At 64.4% G+C, this 17664-nt stretch carries 11 protein-coding genes; 3 read left to right on the forward strand and 8 right to left on the reverse strand.

Going from position 1 to position 17664, the window contains the following annotated elements:
- Positions 1-17: 17 nt before the first annotated feature.
- The 8 genes from BH93_RS09565 to BH93_RS09600 all read right to left on the reverse strand — a co-directional run bounded on the left by BH93_RS09565 (position 18) and on the right by BH93_RS09600 (position 9037).
- Complete coding sequence (locus BH93_RS09565; RefSeq protein ID WP_155290839.1) at positions 18-1319, reverse strand: DUF2786 domain-containing protein; 1302 nt, start codon at positions 1317-1319, stop codon at positions 18-20.
- Between the two features lie 90 nt (positions 1320-1409).
- On the reverse strand, positions 1410-2219 hold the full coding sequence (locus BH93_RS09570) for a hypothetical protein (RefSeq protein ID WP_037171332.1): 810 nt from the start codon (positions 2217-2219) through the stop codon (positions 1410-1412).
- A gap of 211 nt (positions 2220-2430) precedes the next feature.
- Complete coding sequence (locus tag BH93_RS09575) at positions 2431-4029, reverse strand: FAD-dependent oxidoreductase (RefSeq protein WP_052064806.1); 1599 nt, start codon at positions 4027-4029, stop codon at positions 2431-2433.
- Between the two features lie 37 nt (positions 4030-4066).
- Entirely contained in the window at positions 4067-5086 is a 1020-nt protein-coding gene (locus BH93_RS09580) for an AurF N-oxygenase family protein (RefSeq protein ID WP_037148333.1), read from the reverse strand.
- Between the two features lie 92 nt (positions 5087-5178).
- Complete coding sequence (locus tag BH93_RS09585) at positions 5179-6483, reverse strand: T3SS (YopN, CesT) and YbjN peptide-binding chaperone 1 (RefSeq protein ID WP_052064807.1); 1305 nt, start codon at positions 6481-6483, stop codon at positions 5179-5181.
- 91 nt (positions 6484-6574) lie between these two features.
- Positions 6575-7744, reverse strand: coding sequence for a hypothetical protein (locus BH93_RS09590; RefSeq protein ID WP_052064808.1), 1170 nt, complete (start codon positions 7742-7744; stop codon positions 6575-6577).
- Positions 7745-7830: 86 nt separating this feature from the next.
- Positions 7831-8517, reverse strand: a complete 687-nt coding sequence (locus BH93_RS27795) for an excalibur calcium-binding domain-containing protein (protein WP_037171442.1) — start codon at positions 8515-8517, stop codon at positions 7831-7833.
- A gap of 169 nt (positions 8518-8686) precedes the next feature.
- Positions 8687-9037: a VOC family protein gene (locus tag BH93_RS09600; protein ID WP_037171334.1), complete on the reverse strand. Its 351-nt coding sequence runs from the start codon at positions 9035-9037 to the stop codon at positions 8687-8689.
- A 151-nt stretch (positions 9038-9188) separates the two neighbouring features.
- Between BH93_RS09600 and recC the strand changes: the two genes are divergently transcribed.
- From recC to recD, 3 genes are read left to right on the forward strand one after another with little or no spacing between them, the layout of a single operon-like run.
- The gene (gene recC, locus BH93_RS09605) at positions 9189-12470 is read left to right on the forward strand and encodes an exodeoxyribonuclease V subunit gamma (RefSeq protein ID WP_037171336.1); all 3282 of its coding nucleotides are present in this window, start codon (positions 9189-9191) and stop codon (positions 12468-12470) included.
- A complete protein-coding gene (locus BH93_RS09610) occupies positions 12467-15802 on the forward strand; it encodes a UvrD-helicase domain-containing protein (RefSeq protein WP_037171338.1) in 3336 nt (1111 codons plus the stop codon). Before recC ends, BH93_RS09610 begins: the two co-directional genes overlap by 4 nt.
- Positions 15799-17661, forward strand: a complete 1863-nt coding sequence (recD, locus tag BH93_RS09615) for an exodeoxyribonuclease V subunit alpha (protein ID WP_037171340.1) — start codon at positions 15799-15801, stop codon at positions 17659-17661. The genes BH93_RS09610 and recD overlap by 4 nt, the downstream gene beginning before the upstream one ends.
- Positions 17662-17664 lie beyond the last annotated feature (3 nt).

Below are 17664 nucleotides of genomic sequence, written 5' to 3' on the forward strand. Positions count from 1 at the left end.
AGCCAATGTAGCCCGCACTACGAGGCCAGATCGGATTTGTCGATACGTTCGCGCCCACCGGTCAGGTCGGCGCGTTCGGCGGCGGCCCGGCCGGCAAGCCACCCCTGAGTATTGTCGCTGCCGAACTTGATCGTTTTCGTCGACGGGTACCGGGCAGCGTAGACACGGTCCACGGCATCGGATCGCTCCGCCATGATCGGCACCAGAGCCGATCCGTGTTGTTGGGTCGCCGCTGCAGTCGCTCGCGTGCGTGCGTCTTGCAATCGTTCGCCGACTCGGTGGGCGTAGGCGATCAAGAATGCGTGACGGAAGCTGCGAGTCCGCGAGGTCGCCGATTGGCCGGCCTCGTCGAGTGCGCGTGCCGATTGGACCAGTAACGAGGTGTACAGCAGCTCGCACAGATCGAGATCGACGGGCAGACCGATCACGGTGGCCAGCAGATACTTCTTCTTCCATACTGTTCTGGCACCGTTGGCTTTGCACACACTGTGCAGCAGAAGCAGTTTGGCCTTCGAGTACGGGTTGCTCACCATGATGCGACGACTGATGACATCGTCGATCGAGGTGCGAGAGTTCCCTGCATCGAGAAGTGCGCTGTCGATCGCATATCGCGTCATCAGGTCTTGGGCCTTGGCCGAAAATGCCTCGGCTTCCGCGGGGAATTGCGTCGACTCGGCCTTCGCCAGTAGCCCTCGTATCCTGCCGAGCATCTTCGAGTCCACGGCCTGCCGCGGACCGGCAGGTGTGGTGCGTGTTGTCCATCGAGTGGGAGGGGGTAGGAGTGTCTCGAGGGGCAACAACCATGTTGCGCAGCCGAGTACGAGTAAAAGGGTGTACCACGACTGCGCCGACGACCGCCGGTTGTACGAACGCCATCGACGAAGACGGTCCGCAGAGGTGCCACCTGCAGATTCGACGTTCAGCTCGGACAACTGATCCCGCCAGGATTCCGGAGCAACGCTGTCGGCGGAACTTCGCGCTGCGTGAGCACCGATGGCCTCGACAATGACCACGGTGCCGTCGCCTCCAGCGCTCTGACGGGTGACGTGTACCAGTTCGGCGGGCTGCCAACCGTTCTCGAAGGCAACGTCGAGTGCGTCGTCGAGTATATTCGCCGCGCGATCGTGCACCGAATACGTTCGGCTGATGTCTTCCGCAGCCGACAGGCGTTCCGCGATCAGTTGGGTCATGTCCTTCGCGGAGGCCCCCAACTGGGCGAAACCGATTCCGCTGTCGAGCAATTCGTTCGGGTCAGCACTGTCCCGAGCAGTGGTTGCGCGCGAGTACTTGAAAAAACTGTCCAGATCGATACGACTCATCGTCGTCCCCTCCACGTCCCCCGGTGTGGTTCCTGAACTTTTCGGTGAATCGCAGAGTAGGGGAGGGGTCCGACAAGTTATTCGAACATGTCAGCGAGGTGCGAGCATCTGCAGCAGTTCTTCGACCGACGGCAGGCCGGGAATCGCGGGAAGGTTCGGAACAGGAGCGGGGGCGGGCGGTGCCGTCAACTCGACGCCGCCGAGCGCTGCCAGCACGTCGTCGGTCTGGGTGCGGCGCGGGCCGTACGTGTTCGACGCTACGACGAACTCGTCACCGATCGACGCCGACGCCACCACGCTCGAGCCGTCGTCGGCCCATCCCCACTTGCTACCGGTCACGCCGGGCAAGGTTTTCGTGCCCCAGTCCTGGACGGTTCCGTCCGCTGCCACCGGGGCGGCGGAATTCATCCAGGCCAGGACGGGGCTGGCGGGATCGGTGCGCTTCTTCGCCGCCAGGAATCGCACGGTGTCGGCAGTGCTGGTGTACGAACTTCCCCAGAAACCGCCTCGCGAGGTGGAGGTGAGCCCGAACTCCGCCGCAGTCGCATCGATGGCCTGGGGATATTTGTTGTCGAGGACGGAGGCGGCACCGTCGTCGCTGACCTGGACCATTCGAGCGGCCAGGTCGCGATCACGCGCAGAACCGTCTCCGAAGCGAACGACGTAGTCGGCCATGTAGAGCTTGACCGTCGACAGTCCGGGACGTGCGGAATTATCCTCCGCGCTGCCCACATATGTGCCCGTCGGCACGTGTTCGTACGAGATCGAGGTGCGGGATGGCACATCGGCCAAGTCAGCCGGTGTTGGCAAGGCCTGCGCAGGTGCAGCGCAGGTCAGCGCCAACGCGATGCCGACAATTGGGACAGCAGTCCTGGTGAAGATGCGTCGCAGGGCCGGCATCTCGTGCTCCTCGAGGTGTTGGCCCGCCGTGAATCGGTGACCGATGACTGTGGCTACCCCGATAGTAGACGCTTCAACCTCACGCCGCTTTCCCCAGTTCTGCGGCCTTCGTCACCTGCATGAATGCGGCTTTCTTGCAGTTGGAGTGACTGGCGGGCGCATTGATCCAGTCAGCGGGCGTGATACCGCCGGACACAAGAGGGGCGGGCAGTCAGGACCGGCGCAGTGTCGACAGCATCTCTCTCGAGCGTCGCAGTGGCCCCCGACTCGACTCGGCGGGCCAGGTGCTGGGCAACTCGATCGGGTCGGTCAGGCGACCGGCATTGAAGTCGTCGACCAGATGTCCGACGGTTTCCTGGGCGCAGGACTTGTTGGTGCCGATGAATCCCGAGGGGCCGCGCTTGATCCAACCGGTGACATAGCTGCCGACCGAAGTCTGCCCACCGGACTCCTGCAATACACGGCCGCCGGTGTTGGGAATGATGCCGCGGCGATCGTCGAAGGGAACCCCGGGCAGCGCAACTCCGCGGTAGCCGATGGATGTGAGGACGAGTCCGGCATCGAGGGTGTCGACTTCACCGGTAGGAGTGCTGCGCACCACGTCGTCACCGTCGGCGGTCAGACCCATCCGCTCGAACTCGATGCCCGTCACTCGATCGGTGCCCAGGATGCGGGTGGGGGAGAGCAGGTATCGCAGTGTGATGCGCTTACGGTCGTCGCTGTGCTCAGGGGATTCGTCGACGTGGCGAAGAAGTTGTAGCTTCTGCGCCACAGCGTGGGGTAGGTCATCGGTAGCGGCGAGGCGGACCGTTACCGGGTCGAGCGCGAGTTCGCTGCGGTCGATGGCCAGATCGATATCGGGAACGGTGAGCAATCCGGCGAACTCGGGAACGGTGAATGCGGACTGGGCGACGCCGCGGCGGCCGACGACAACCACCTCACGAATAGAGCTGTGGCGCAGGGCGTCCAGGGCGTGGGGTGCGATGTCGGTCTGGGCGAGCGCGTTCGGATCCATGGTCAGGATGCGGGCGACGTCCAGTGCCACGTTGCCGTTTCCGATGATGACGGCGCGCTCGTGCGAGAGATCGAACGTGCGGTGTGCGTGATCGGGGTGGCCGTTGTACCAGGCGACGAAGTCGGTTGCCGAACTGCGGCCCGGCAATTCGGCACCGGGAATGCGCAGTTCCCGGTCCGAGGACGCCCCGACGGCGTAGATCACTGCGTGGTGGGTGTCCATCAACTCGTCGTGGGTGATGTCCTTGCCGACCTCGACACCGAGGTGGAAGGTGAACCCCTCCTGCGCAGAGATGGTTTCGAACAAGCGCGATACCTGACGCGTCTTCTGATGGTCGGGTGCGACGCCGAGGCGAGCGAGGCCGTGTGGTTGCGGGAGTCTGTCGTAGACATCGACTTTCACACCCGGTTGCGTGAGCAGCTCGTCCGCCGCGTACATCGCCGACGGTCCGGATCCGACGATCGCGACTCGAAGGGGTTGACGATCACGCGAGACCGATGCCGCAGGCGTGACCGGTGCCAAGATCGGCCGAGGCGGGCGTTCCTGCTTGTAGAAGTCCGCGTTGATCGTCAGGAACGGCAGTTGAGCCTCGGTCAGTTTTGCTTGCGGCACAATGGCATCGACCGGGCAGGCCGAGACACATGCGCCGCAGTCCACACACGATTGCGGATCGATGTGCAGCATCTCCGCCGTCAGGAAGTCAGGCTCGTCGGGGGTGGGATGAATGCAGTTGACGGGGCACGCGTAGACGCATGACGCGTCGCTACAACATGATTGGGTGACGACGTGGGGCATGAGGGGTTCCTGACGGCAGTGGCAAGAGGCGAGAGGGCTATGCGGCGAACTGGCTCGAGCTGCGATCGGGCTCGCTACGGAAACGTGAGGCCTTGCCGTCGATTCCGCACATCTTCCACATCAGGCGAGCCGCACGATTCATCATGCCGGTATCGGTGGCCAGCATGCGGACGTCGCCGAAGTAGTCCTGCAGCGCGTGCTGCGATTCCGGGGTACCCCAGAACAGGTCCTTCTTCACCTGCTTCGGGATGTCGAATTTCGTCCAGAACTTCTTCGGCGGAATGACGATGACGTCGCACAGGATGCGCATCGTGATCGGGAAGGCCAGTGAAAGCAAGAACCGTCCGACCTTGGACATCTTGGGGACTCGGCGACGTAGCAGTTGGTGCGCGAACGAGATGTGTCGCGCTTCCTCGGCAACGTGAATGGCCATGACGCTCTGCATGATCGGGTGAATGTCGTCACCGGACCGCAGGACCGATTTCTGAATGTGGTCGATGGGCTCTTCGCCTGCGAGAACGCCGACGAAGAACAGTTCTGGCAGCAGCGTGGCGAACAGTGGAACGAACGGAGACAGCATTTTCATGGGCCGGCTCATGCCGGGCGCATCGGAACCGACGCGATTGACCATCTCCTGGAACATCAGGGTGTGGTTGCACTCTTCGATCGATTCGTGGGTGCAGTAGCGCGCCTCGGCGGAGCCGTTGGGCAGTGAAAAGACGTACTGCATCATGCCGCGGATCAGGATGTTCTCGAATTGGAGACCGACCTTTGCGACATTGGCCTGACGCCACATGCCGATCTCGATCTGCCTGTCGAGTGGAAGCGCCTGATACCAGGCGTGGCCGCCGATCGGATCGGTTTTGGCAGGCAGGACCCAACGAGGATCGTTCGCGGGTACTGCGAACTTCTCGGACTCCCAGTCGATGTCCACGTAGGGGTCGAAGTGCTTGTGCACCGAGCCCTCGGACAGCAATGTGAGCGTCTCGATGTACTGCTGCTCGTCCGCAGTGTCGGCGTCGACCGAAACGGACGTATTGCTTGTCGTCAGTGTCATGGCTTCTCCAAACGAAGTGCGAACATAGGGTTAATGTAACCCGAGTTAACACAAAAGGGAAGCGTGTTGGGGAGACTCTGATCGGCGGTCGTCTACTGGTCCTCCGAACGCTCTTCGGACACCTCGGCTACTTCGTCGGTCTCGAACAGTTGCAGCTGGATCGCGGAAGGATCGACCACGGGCGTGACCTGGTCGGGAGTGCTGCGCAGCACCTCACGGAGGGCAGAGACGGCACGGCCCCAGTTGGCCGATTCCCGATCTGCCTCGTCGACGTCGCAGTGCTCGTCGCCCAGATCCGCGGCAACCGCCATCCCACGCCACGACGCTTCTTGTTCAGCGCTGATCCGCAGATACGACACGACGACATCGCGATCGGACGAGCAGCACTCGAGAACCGCATGCGGGTCGAGCGGTTCCTCTTCGGACGCGGCGAGCAGATCGACCAATTCGAGCAAACCGTCAGGAAAGTCGTCCGCGTCGACCGTGGGCGGCGTCGGCTCCCCGAGCACGCCTCCGAAATCCTCGGCGAACTTGTCGTCGACCTGCTCCCACACGTGACTGAGCATGCGCACCGCCCACAACAGGTGATCGGCGACGAAGGGTGACCCGCTGACTCGTACCTGAGCGACGATGCAGTCCTGAACCAGGTGCAGCATCACATCCGGCAGTTGCAGGTTCAGGTCGACCAACAATTCCGCCGCGCGAGTGCGGCCGGACACGGCATGGACAAGCGTCGAATTGATCTCGACCACCGGTTCGGTGGGTTTGACCGATACGTAGGCGGTGCCGCCGACGAACCGCAGCGGAATGTCGCCGTCGGGGTCATGATCCGGCGGGAAGCCGAACCACGGCTCGAGAGCGCGATCGACGAGCTGCTGCAGATGCTCTTTCCCCTTGGGTTGAACGCACAGCGGCACCACGTAGACGTCGGGCTCTGTGACAGCGATGTCGAAGCTCGGTACGTCGTAGCGCCCGGTGGCGCGTGAGCTCAGGAACGACGGGTGTGGCAGGCCCCAGATGTCACGGAACACCGCGACGGTCTTCTTCGCCAGATCGTCCGACCACGAGCGATTGCGGTCCACGTGCGGTGCCGCCGGCTCGTCGTTGTGTGAAATGCGGAACCCCAACGCACTCAACGCGTCTCGCTGATCGGCGGTGATGGCTCGGCTGCTGTGCAGGTGTTCGTTCGCCGGTATCTCGCAGCGGACCATATCGAGATCCCAGGCATAGAACTGCACGCAGGCGGCGGTGTCGGGGACGCCGTCGGTGGTGTCGTATCGCGATTCGATCACCAACGCATCGCCGTCGCGCATGGCGCTGACGTAGTCGCCGAGCGTCCGCTGGAATTGCATCCAAGCGGCATCGACGTCGAAGTCGAACTCGAGTGAATCGCTCATGTCGGCTCCTTACCCAGATCGCGCTGACGTAACGCGGACTCGATCACGCTAGCGGCGACCACCGACACGATCTCGGCGCTCGCGGGGGCGATCACGACGATGCCGAATCCTCGGGCGATCGTGGCAGCGGGTCATCGAGAGAATCGTCGTCGAGCGCACCGAAGGGCTGTGCCTCGGCCACGCCGTCCAACACCGCCGGACGTAGAGCGTGCGGAACGGCCAGTACTTCCTCGATCCTGACGAGAATGCCCTGTTCGATCAGCGATCGAACACGGTGATCGATCAACTGGGCCGTACGCAGATCCTCGCCTTCCAGATCGGCGTAGTCCTCGCCCTCGTTGTTGACGGGTAGCTCTTCGGTCATGGCGGCGAGCAACGTCTGCACCGCAAAGGTATTGGCCAGTGACCGCGACACGTCGGGGTCGTCGGCATCTCCCGACAGCTGCACCCGGACATGCTCGGCAACCAGTTCGTGGACGGTCTCCGCGCCGCGGCCGGCCAGTGAATGCGCATTGTCGCCCGGCCTCGCAGTGTCACCGTCGATGCGAATCAATTCGGTCGCGATGGCCGTCGACCAGTAATCGACCGTGGCGACGCCCACGCCCACTTCGGTGGGATCGAAAGGAGCCGCACCGACTGCGCGCTGCAGATGAACATCGTCGGACACTGCCAGCCCATCGGCGACCCGAGCGACTATGTCGTCCAATGCCGGCAACAGTGGCAGCGCCGAGATGGCCGCCAGTTCCTGTGCGAGAGAGACGTCGGGAAGGTCGATGTCGTCGGCGTCGAGCATGTCGGGCTCGTCGCCTTCGAGGAAGTCCGAGAGATCTTCCATGCAGTGCGCGTAGTCCTCGGGCGTGCCGTCCCAGAGATCGGTTTCGTCGAGGAAGGTCAGGTACTGCAGAGACGTGAGCACAAGATTGACCGCGGTGTCCTCGGCCGTGTCGGACTCCTCCTGGAGGATGCGTTCCGCTGCGTCCACCAGCAGGTGCGCATCGGCCGGCAGCCAGGCGCTGGGGGAGAAGCCGTGACGGGCTCCGGAAAGCTGGGTCAGCGTCGACGAGACGAGCCGTGAGATCGCCTCCGACTGTTCCGACATCTCGCTCTCGTCCAGCCACTCCACGAACCCGTCGATCAGATCGGCGATCCGTTCGCTGTCGACACCGGACGGCGCCGGTCGGGACTGCTGATGACGCCGTTGCCGGGCCTTGGTCTTTTCTGCACGTTTCTGTCCGCGGTTGGCAGGCCGCTTCGATCCCATGAGTGGCAGCTTATCTGCTGGGATGTCCGGTTTCGTCGGTCCATGCCCTCAGTCGAGCAGGAAGGGCCCTATCACCCCACCGAAGCTCAACTTTCGCAGGCAACGCCGTCGCTGTTGCCGTCGAGCTTCGGTCGGTAGCCGGGCTCACCGATTCGGATATTGCTGGCTCCCGCGGCTCTTGCAGCCTTGCAATTCTCGTAGTACACGCTCTCGGGTACTACGGCCAACGGTGCGGGAGCGGTGTAGACGGGCTCCGGTGTGTAGACCGGCTCAGGGGTGTACACGGGCTCAGGATCGGGCAGTGGGATGTACTCCGATGTCGTCGGAACCACGACGATGGCGTCTACTGCTTCGGTCGTCGGGGCGACGGTGGTCGTCGTGGTCGGCGTCGGTGTGGTTGTCGACGGCGGCGCGGACGTCGTCGTGACGGTCGGCAAGGCGGGCACGGCCGCGACCGGGGCGACGGCAGGGGTCTCGGGTTCGGTGGTGGTGGTCAGTCCCATGAAGATCAGGGCAGGGAGGACGGCGATGGCCGGTACCGCCCACCCTCGGCGACCTCGACTGGGCGACAGGTACAGATATGCGACACCCGCCCCGGCCATCAGTGCGCCCACGAGCAGTGCACCGAACTCGAACGATACGAGTGCGCCGATCGAGAAGATCGCGCCGAAAACGATTGCAACCCAGGCGAACACCTTCCCGAACAGGGGGCGGCGTGGAGTCTCGGGCTCGGGTGTGGGGCGCTGGAAGGGTGGCGGGTAGGCGCTGGTCATGGGGTTCGTCCTCGGGTCGCGAATGGTGTCGATACCGCGGAAACGATGTGCCGCGAGACCGGAAGCAACCACTCGATTCCGTCCGAACCGGTCGGTCGCATTTCCGCTCACCATGTCGCATTCACGGTGTTTGTCGTTACACCCGACTGCACAACGACAACCGCATCGATCAATAGCGCTCGCGAAAGCCGCCGATCGCGGTGATGGAATTGCCGTCGGGATCGACAACGGTGCTCAGTCGAACGCCTTTGTTCGCGTCGACGATGTCGCCGAACTCGACCCCTCGTGAGCGCGCCGAAGCGACGAACGCTTCGAGATCGTCGACCGCGACGTTGAACTGCGACGCGCCTGCTCGCTCGGGGTCGACCGTCACCTGCACCCATGCAGCGGGGGCGGCCTGCCACTCCACCAAACTCGGCATCGGGTTGTTGTCTGCAGGCCGATCGAACAGCCGGCGATACCAGGCGTCGGCCGGATCTATGTCGCGTACCGCGATCACTGCAAAGACATGCTCGAACATGTCGTTCTCCTTCGTGTCGGCAAAGAGGTCACGGATACTGACCGGGATCGGCGGCCGGACTCATCGCGCAGAACCTGTCGCCAGGCTCGAGTAGGGTCGTCACGAGTCCGGAATCGGGCTCTCGGCTACGAACAGGCAGGGGATCGCAACGGTGTTGACGCTCCACCGCGCCGAGCGCGCAGGAACCCTTGCCGACGCGCTCGCCGATGTCCTGTCCGTGCCGTTGGACGACTGCTTCACCCCCGAGATCGTGTCGGTTCCGGCCAAGGGCGTCGAGCGGTGGCTCACTCAACGACTCTCGAGCACCTTGGGCAGTCCGGACGGTGACGGCATCGCCGCGAACATCGATTTTCCGAGCCCGGCAAGGCTGGTCTCACGCGCGGTCGGCGCGGTCGACGATATCGACCCGGACGACGATCCGTGGGCAATGGGCCGAGTGCTCTGGACTGCTCTGAGCGTCATCGACGAGTGCCGCACCGAACCGTGGGCGGCGGTGCTGTTCGAGCATCTGGGGGCGGGGTCCGAGGACCACCGTGTAGGGCGTCGCTGGTCGACGGCATCTCATGTGGCAGAGCTGTTCCGTGCGTACGGTTCTCAACGACCTCAGATGATTCGTGATTGGTTCGCCGGACGATTCACCGACGGCCTCGGCGGCGATCTCGACGACGACCTGCAGTGGCAACCGCGAGTGTGGAAACTGGTGCGGGAGCGGATCGGCAGTCCCAGCCCCGCCGAGCGGCTGCCCGAGACGTGCGCTCGGCTACGGGATGCACCCGACTCGGTGGAGCTACCGAGTCGGTTGTCGGTCTTCGGTCCAACCCGATTGACGACCGATCAGCTCGACATACTGGGTGCGCTGTCGGAGCACCGCGAGGTACACATCTGGGTTCCGCATCCCAGCCCGTCCATGTGGACCGCCCTGGAGAACATTCCTGCGGTGACGCGGCGACGAGACGACGCAACGGCCCTTGCCGTCGAGCATCCGCTGTTGGCCAGTCTGTCTCGCGACGTCCGGGAACTGCAGGCCACCACCGGATCGGTCGCGGCGCAAGCCGTCCATCACGAGGGTCCCGAGATCGCGAACACCCTGCTCGGTCGAATCCAATCGGACATCGCTGCCGACGTCTCACCCACTGCCGCAGTGGAATCCGACGACCACGTGACGACGACGGATGGCACGGTGCAGATTCACGCATGTCACGGACCCGCCCGGCAGGTCGAAGTTCTGCGTGAGTCGCTGCTGCATCTTTTCGCCGGCGACCCCACGCTCGAACCGCGGGACGTGCTGGTGATGTGCCCGGACGTCGAGACCTACGCGCCGCTGATTCGCGCCAACTTCGGGCAGGCTGCGCTGGTGCATCCAGGACACCGCCTGCGTGTGCGACTCGCCGATCGGGGTTTGCGCCGCACCAACCCCGTGCTCGACGTCATCGCGACCGTTCTGGACTTCGCCGAAGGCCGGGTGACGGCGAGCGAGCTGCTCGACTTCGCTGCCAGCGGTCCGGTCCGAGAGAAGTTCTCGCTCACCGACGACGATCTCGAGCGACTCCGCGAATGGGTGACGACCTCCGGTGCGCGGTGGGGCTTGACCGTGAGACAACGAGAAGCGTTCGGTCTGAACGGTTTTCGGCAGAACACGTTCAAATCGGCCCTCGACCGGATCCTCCTGGGCGTGGCGGCCGACGAGACCCACAACGAGTATCTCGACCTTGCGCTGCCTCTCGACGACGTCGACAGCAACGACATCGCCCTCGCCGGCCGTTTCGCCGAGCTGGTCGATCGGCTCGCCTCGGTACTGCGAGCTCTTGCCGGTCCGGCGTCGGTGACCGAGTGGATGCGGCAACTGGGCCGCGCACTCGATCTGCTCGCCGACGTGCCTACTGCCGACGAATGGCAACTGGCACAAGCACATCGCGAGATCGCCGACGCCACCGAACACGGCGGGTCGGTGGAGCTGCGACTGGCGGACGTGCGCGCCATGCTGGCCAGGAGACTGGCCGGACGACCCACGAGAGCGAACTTCCGCACCGGCGAACTGACCGTGTGCACCATGGTTCCGATGCGATCGGTACCGCACCGAGTGGTGGTGCTCCTCGGGCTCGACGACGAGGTGTTCCCGCGAGTGGGAAGCATCGACGGAGATGACATCCTCGCCCGCGACCCGGCGCTCGGCGAACGAGACATTCGCAGTGAGGATCGGCAACTGCTGCTCGACGCGGTGATGTCGGCCGAGGACAAGCTCCTGCTGTTCTACACCGGTGCAGACCCCGTCGACGGTTCGGTCAAGCCGCCGGCGATTCCGCTGCGCGAGCTCATGGACGTGCTCGAGGTGACCGCGGGTCGAAGCGTCGAACATCGGCATCCGCTGCAGCCGTTCGATCCTCACAACTTCGAGGCCGAACGTCCGTTCAGTTTCGACACCGTCGCGTTGGCCGGAGCGGTCTCGCAGCAACGTGCGCCCCAGCCCGTGCCTCCGTTCCTGCCCGCAGCGCTCCCGCCTGCCGATCGAGGCGATGTGGAACTCGCCGATGTGATCGCCTTCGTCGAGAACCCGGTGCAGGCGTTTCTCCGCCAGCGGCTCGGATTTCGTGTTCCCGAGCTCGAGGACGACCTGGCAGACAGTCTCGACATCGAGTTGGACCCGTTGTCCCGGTGGAACATCGGCGATCGGATGCTTGCCGCGGTGCTCGCGGGCGGAGACATCGGAGAATTCGCCGACGCCGAATGGCGCCGCGGAACCCTTCCGCCGTTTCATCAGGGCCGACGCGAGATGTCCGACATCCGACAGATCGTCGGAATCATCGCCGACGCGGCCGCGCCGTTCCACGAAGGCCCCGCCGACACCACGGATGTTTCGGTCGATCTCGGCGACGGACGACGCCTGACCGGAACCGTCACCGGAATTCATGGCGGTGTTCTGGCCCGTTCGTCTTATTCTCGCCTCGCCGCAAAGCATCGGCTGGCCGCGTGGGTGCGGTTGCTGGCGGTGGCCGCATCCGAGCCGGGGGAGTGGAGCGCCGTCACCATCGGGCGGGCGAGCGGTATGCGGCCTCCTCGTCGATCGCGACTGACGGCACCGCGCGATCCCATTGCCACCCTGCGCGAACTGGTGGATCTGCGCGATCGCGGATTGGCGTCGCCGCTGCCGATATCGACCGGCACTGCATCGGCGTACGCGGAGAAGCGGTTCGGCGGTGGATCCATCGAGGACGGTTACGACTCCGCCAGCTGGGCGTGGCGAGGAGACTTCGGCGACGGAAACGATCGCTCGTTGCGGTACGTGCACGGTCCGACCCTGTCGTTCCAGACACTGCTGGCCGCGACCCCGCTCGCCGATGAAACCGACCCGTCCAACGAGACGAGCCGCTTCGGCGTCCTCGCCCGCACACTGTGGGACCCGTTGCTGACCGCCGAGAACATGGGGAACGCATGACCACCCTGCACGGATTCGACCTCCTCGGACCGATGCCTACCGGAACCACCGTGCTCGAAGCCAGCGCCGGTACCGGCAAGACCTACGCGATCGTCGGACTGGCCGCGCGCTACGTCGCCGAGGGCATTGCCGAAATTTCCGACCTGCTTCTGGTGACGTTCAGCCGGGCCGCAACCCAGGAACTCCGCGATCGCACTCGCAGCAGATTCGCCTCGATCGCGCAGCACCTTGCAGACCCGGAAGCTGCTCGTGCAGAACGAGATCCATTGGTGTCGTTCCTGGCATCGGCCGAGGACGCCGAGGTGGAACGCCGTCGCAGAAGACTGCGAAAGGCACTGTCGGACTTCGATGCCGGGACCATCGTCACCACCCACAGCTTCTGTCAGCGCATGCTCGACGGGCTCGGAATCGCGGGGGAGCGCGAACCGGAATCGACATTCGTCGAATCCGTGTCCGATCTACTCGAGCAGGTCGTGGACGACCTGTACCTGCAGATGTTCAGTGGCGACGACGAAGCGCCTGCATTCAGCAGGCGGGATGCGCACCAGTTGGCCTTGGCGGCCGTGGGCGACCAGCAGTCGATTCTGTACCCCGACACAGAAAATCTCGACGGGGACGACGGTAACCGCGAGCCGGCGCTCCGCGTGCAGTTCGCCCGAGAAGCGCGGCGGGAACTGGAAGGTCGCAAACGGCTGCTCGGGGTGCGTGACTACAACGATCTACTCGGACTCCTGCATTCGGTGTTGTCCGATCCCGTGCACGGTGAGGCCGCCTGTGCGCGAGTGCGAGACCGGTTCCGAGTGGTGCTGATCGACGAGTTCCAGGACACGGACCCGATGCAGCGGGACATTCTGCGACGGGCGTTTCACGGATCGACGACCCTGATTCTCGTCGGCGATCCGAAGCAGGCGATCTACGCATTCCGCGGGGCAGAGGTGCTCAGTTACCTCGATGCGGTCGAATCGGCAGACCACCTGTACGAGCTCACTGCCAACTGGCGCAGCGATTCCGGGCTACTCGATGCGCTGCACCATCTGTACGGCGGCGCAGCCCTCGGACACGACGACATCGTCGTTCACCGTGTCGAAGCCCGAAACCCACCGTCGCGGATGACCGGACACACCCCGCTGCGGCTGCGCTATCTTCCGAGAACCGGTGCAGGTCCCCTGCGACAAGGGTTTCCGGCAGTCGATCGACTCCGTTCCAAGGTCGCGGCCGACGTCGCGGCTGACATCGTCGAGCTGCTGTCCAGCCGTGCCACGATCGACCGACCGGACGGACCCCGGGCGATCGAACCGCGAGACGTCGCCGTGCTGACGCGAACTACCAAGCAGGTGGCGCTGATTCGAGACGCGCTGGACGCAGTCGGCGTCCCGTCGGTCGTGTCGAGCAGCACCAGCGTGTTCGGCACCGAGAGTGCCCGCCACTGGTTGTGGCTGCTGCAGGCGATCGAGCAACCGCATCGCACCGACCGCGTTCGACTTGCCGCCCTTACCCCTTTGCTCGGCTGGACTGCCGCTCAGCTCGACTCCGGAGCCGAGGATGCTCTGGCCCAGGTCAGCAGCCGACTGCGTGAATATTCGATACTCTTCGACGAGGCAGGGTTCGCTGCAGTATTCGAGCGAGTGTCGGCCCAGTCCGGACTCGACGCCCGTTTGCTCGCAGTCGACGCGGGCGAACGGACCATGACCGATCTGCGGCATATTGCCCAATTGCTCAATCGCGCAGCAGTATCCGAGTCGTTCGGCATCACCGCACTCACTCGCTGGCTGACCGACCGCATCAAGGAACCGGCAGCCGGTGGATCCAGCGACCGCAGCCGACGACTCGACAGCGATTCCGCCGCAGTGCAAATCATGACGACACACGGCAGTAAGGGGCTCGAATTCCCCGTCGTCTACCTGCCGTATGCCTGGGACACGTTGTTCTTCAGCAAGCCGTCGACGCTGCTGCTGCACGAGAACGGCGACCGGATTCGAGACGTCGGTGGACCGTCGGGAGTGGGCTACGCGGCCAGAAAGATGATCAACGACCAGGAGGAAGCAGGCGAGGAACTGCGGTTGCTCTACGTCGGCCTGACCCGAGCGGAGAGCCAGATAGTGCTGTGGTGGGCACCGGGCCGCAATACCGCAACGTCGTCGCTGCATCGCATGCTGTTCGGCCGCATCCCCGGGATTCCCCAACCGGAGCCGTCGTACAAGGTCCTCGACGATGCAACCACCGCGAACCGGCTTCAATCCTGGGTCGGGTCCGCTGCCGACATCATCTCCATCGAACCGGTGGGACCGGGTGCACCGTCCACGCGGCATTGGGTCAGACCCGGGGAACCGTTGCTCGACATTGCCGCCGCGCGGTTCGACCGAACTCTGGACCTGTTGTGGCGTCGAACGTCGTACTCCGCGTTGACAGCTCATGCCCACGACGCGGCGCACGTTCAGCCGGAGGTGGGGGTGACAAGCGAGGCCGAGCATCCCGAGAAGACCGACGAGCCGGCCGAACCTCAGTCGAACAGTGACTACACAGAAGATTCCAGGTTGGAGGGAATCGAGTCGCCGATGAACGGCATGCCCGCCGGCGCCGCATTCGGAACGCTCGTGCACGAGGCGCTCGAACACATCGACACCTCCGCTCCCGACTTGCTCGCCGAGCTCGAACTTCGCTGCAGTGCAGCGGTCGCCTCGCGCATGGCCGAGGTCGATCCAGTGGCGTTGGCCGCAGCCCTTCTGCCGGTGATGCACACGCCGTTGGGCTTCGGGACGCTTGCCGACATCGCGCCTTCCGACCACTTGGCAGAGCTGGACTTCGAGCTTCCGTTGGCCGGAGGTGACGATCCCGTGACGGCGACAGTTACCCTGAAATCCGTTGCGCGGCTGATGCGTCGGCACCTCGATGTCGGCGACCCGCTAGCGTCCTACCCCGATCTGCTCGACGGTATCGAAGAAACACCCCTGCGCGGCTTTCTCACCGGAAGTATCGACTCGGTTCTACGAGTGCCCGGACCGCGCTACGTGGTGGTGGACTACAAGACCAACCGGCTCGCCCGAGGTGATCTGACGACAGGCAACTTCACCCGAGAGAAGATGGCTGGAGAGATGATGCGCTCGCACTATCCGCTGCAGGCAATTCTGTATGCCGTTGCGCTGCATCGATATCTGCGGTGGCGTCAACCGGGATACGACCCGCAGGAACACCTCGGCGGAGTTCGGTACCTGTTCGTGCGGGGCATGGTGGGACCGCAGACCCCTGCCGGGTGTGGGGTGTTCGACTGGAATCCGCCCGCAGCGCTGGTGGTCGAGCTCTCGGATCTGCTTGCCGGAAAGGCGAATCGATGACGAGCGTGACCACCGCACTGCGCGGGAGCGGCCTTCTGCGTACGTTCAACGATGCAGGTGTACTCACCGCCGCCGATGTGCACGTGGCATTACGTCTGGGCGCGCTTGCCGGGGAGTCGTCGGAGCATGTGCTCTTGGCCGCTGCGCTGACGGTGCGTGCCGTGCGATCGGGATCGGTGTGCCTCGATCTGCGACGACTGCAAGATGTGACGGTCGACGAGGAATCCGACGTCGATCCAGGAGCGCTTCCGTGGCCCGACCTCGTCGAGGTCCTCGGCGCACTGTCGGCCAGTCCCCTCGTCGTCGGCAGTGCAAACGGACCGTTGACGCCGCTGAAACTCGTTCACACCGATGAGGGTGAACTCCTGTATTTGGATCGATATCACCTGCAGGAGAGCACAGTTCGTGATGTTCTCGAGCAGCGATCTCAGTCTCACCCGCGGTCCGATGCCGCCGAGATCAGCCGTGCTCTGACCGAGCTGTTCGTCGACGAATCGGGTGCGCCCACCGTTGCTCCCGATCGTCAGCGGATAGCGGCAGCCCTCGCGGCGACCCAATGGACCACGGTCATCGCAGGCGGGCCGGGAACCGGTAAGACCCACACGGTGGCTCGGATTCTGGCGTTGCTCGTCCGGGAACACGGAAGCGATCTGCGCATCGGGTTGGCGGCACCCACCGGCAAGGCCGCAGCCCGATTGCAGGAGTCGGTGTCCGAACAAGCGGGGCTCCTCGGACTGCCGGTAGATCTGAAGGCGATGACCTTGCACCGGCTTCTGGGCTGGAAGCCCGGCAGCAAGACGAGGTTTCGCCACGACGGGGAGAACCGCCTGCCCTACGACGTCATCGTCGTGGACGAAACCTCGATGGTGTCACTGACGATGATGTGCCGGCTGCTCGAAGCCGTCCGCCCCGAATCACGCTTGATCCTGGTCGGTGACCCGGACCAGTTGACGTCCGTCGACGCAGGCGCGGTGCTGGCGGACCTCGTGGCCCGGCCGGTCACGGGCATCGAGAACCCGGTGCTGGCGCAGCTCGTCGACGACGATTTCGCCGCCGCCGAGGATCCGGCAGAGGCAGCCCTGAGCCCGTTCGAGCGAGACCGATTGCGCGGCGGCGTCGTGCGGCTCAGTCGAGGCAGACGGTTCGGCGGGGCAATCGCCCAGTTGGCTGTGGCCGTGCGCGACGGCCGGGGCGACGACGTGATGGCGCTGCTCGAGTCCGGCGCAAAAGAAATTTCCTTCCATGGCCCCGACGACGTGGATGCGCTGCGTTCCGACGTGATTCAGACCGCAGCCGACGTCACCGCCGCCGCAGCAGCCGGAGATGCCTCCGCTGCGCTTCTGGGTCTGGAGAAGCATCGCCTGCTGTGCGCGCACCGCGAGGGCCGATGGGGTGTCGCGCGATGGGATCGCCAGGCGATGGAGTGGGTGGGAGAGCACAGCGGAACGATTCTCGATCCGTCACTGTGGTACCCCGGTCAGCCACTGTTGGTGACGGCAAACGATCACGAAGCGCGGATATACAACGGCGACACCGGCGTTGTGGTGTTGGGAGACAACGGAAACCCGATGGCAGCGTTTGCCCGCGGGCACGGCCATGTGCTGATCCACCCGAACGTGCTCTCGTCGGTTCACACGGTGTACGCGATGACGATCCACCGCAGTCAGGGCAGTCAGTACGACACCGTCTCGGTTCTTCTCCCCGCCGAGGCATCGACGCTGCTGACCCGAGAGTTGCTCTACACCGCAATCACTCGCGCACGATCGCACGTGCGGGTTATCGGCACCGAGGATGCCATTCGCGCGGGCGTCGAGCGTCAGGTGTTACGGGCGAGCGGTCTGCGACGAACGATCCTGTAGCTC

Source organism: Rhodococcoides fascians A25f (genome assembly GCF_000760935.2).
In the GTDB taxonomy this organism is placed as follows: domain Bacteria; phylum Actinomycetota; class Actinomycetes; order Mycobacteriales; family Mycobacteriaceae; genus Rhodococcoides.

Bases quoted from the DNA above. Each gene is read 5' to 3' on its own strand.
- BH93_RS09580 (WP_037148333.1), bottom strand. From the start codon at position 5,086: ATGACACTGACGACAAGCAATACGTCCGTTTCGGTCGACGCCGACACT.
- BH93_RS09565 (WP_155290839.1), bottom strand. From the start codon at position 1,319: ATGAGTCGTATCGATCTGGACAGTTTTTTCAAGTACTCGCGCGCAACC.
- BH93_RS09585 (WP_052064807.1), bottom strand. From the start codon at position 6,483: ATGAGCGATTCACTCGAGTTCGACTTCGACGTCGATGCCGCTTGGATG.
- BH93_RS09610 (WP_037171338.1), top strand. From the start codon at position 12,467: ATGACCACCCTGCACGGATTCGACCTCCTCGGACCGATGCCTACCGGA.
- BH93_RS09590 (WP_052064808.1), bottom strand. From the start codon at position 7,744: ATGGGATCGAAGCGGCCTGCCAACCGCGGACAGAAACGTGCAGAAAAG.
- recD (WP_037171340.1), top strand. From the start codon at position 15,799: ATGACGAGCGTGACCACCGCACTGCGCGGGAGCGGCCTTCTGCGTACG.
- BH93_RS27795 (WP_037171442.1), bottom strand. From the start codon at position 8,517: ATGACCAGCGCCTACCCGCCACCCTTCCAGCGCCCCACACCCGAGCCC.
- BH93_RS09570 (WP_037171332.1), bottom strand. From the start codon at position 2,219: ATGCCGGCCCTGCGACGCATCTTCACCAGGACTGCTGTCCCAATTGTC.
- BH93_RS09575 (WP_052064806.1), bottom strand. From the start codon at position 4,029: ATGCCCCACGTCGTCACCCAATCATGTTGTAGCGACGCGTCATGCGTC.
- BH93_RS09600 (WP_037171334.1), bottom strand. From the start codon at position 9,037: ATGTTCGAGCATGTCTTTGCAGTGATCGCGGTACGCGACATAGATCCG.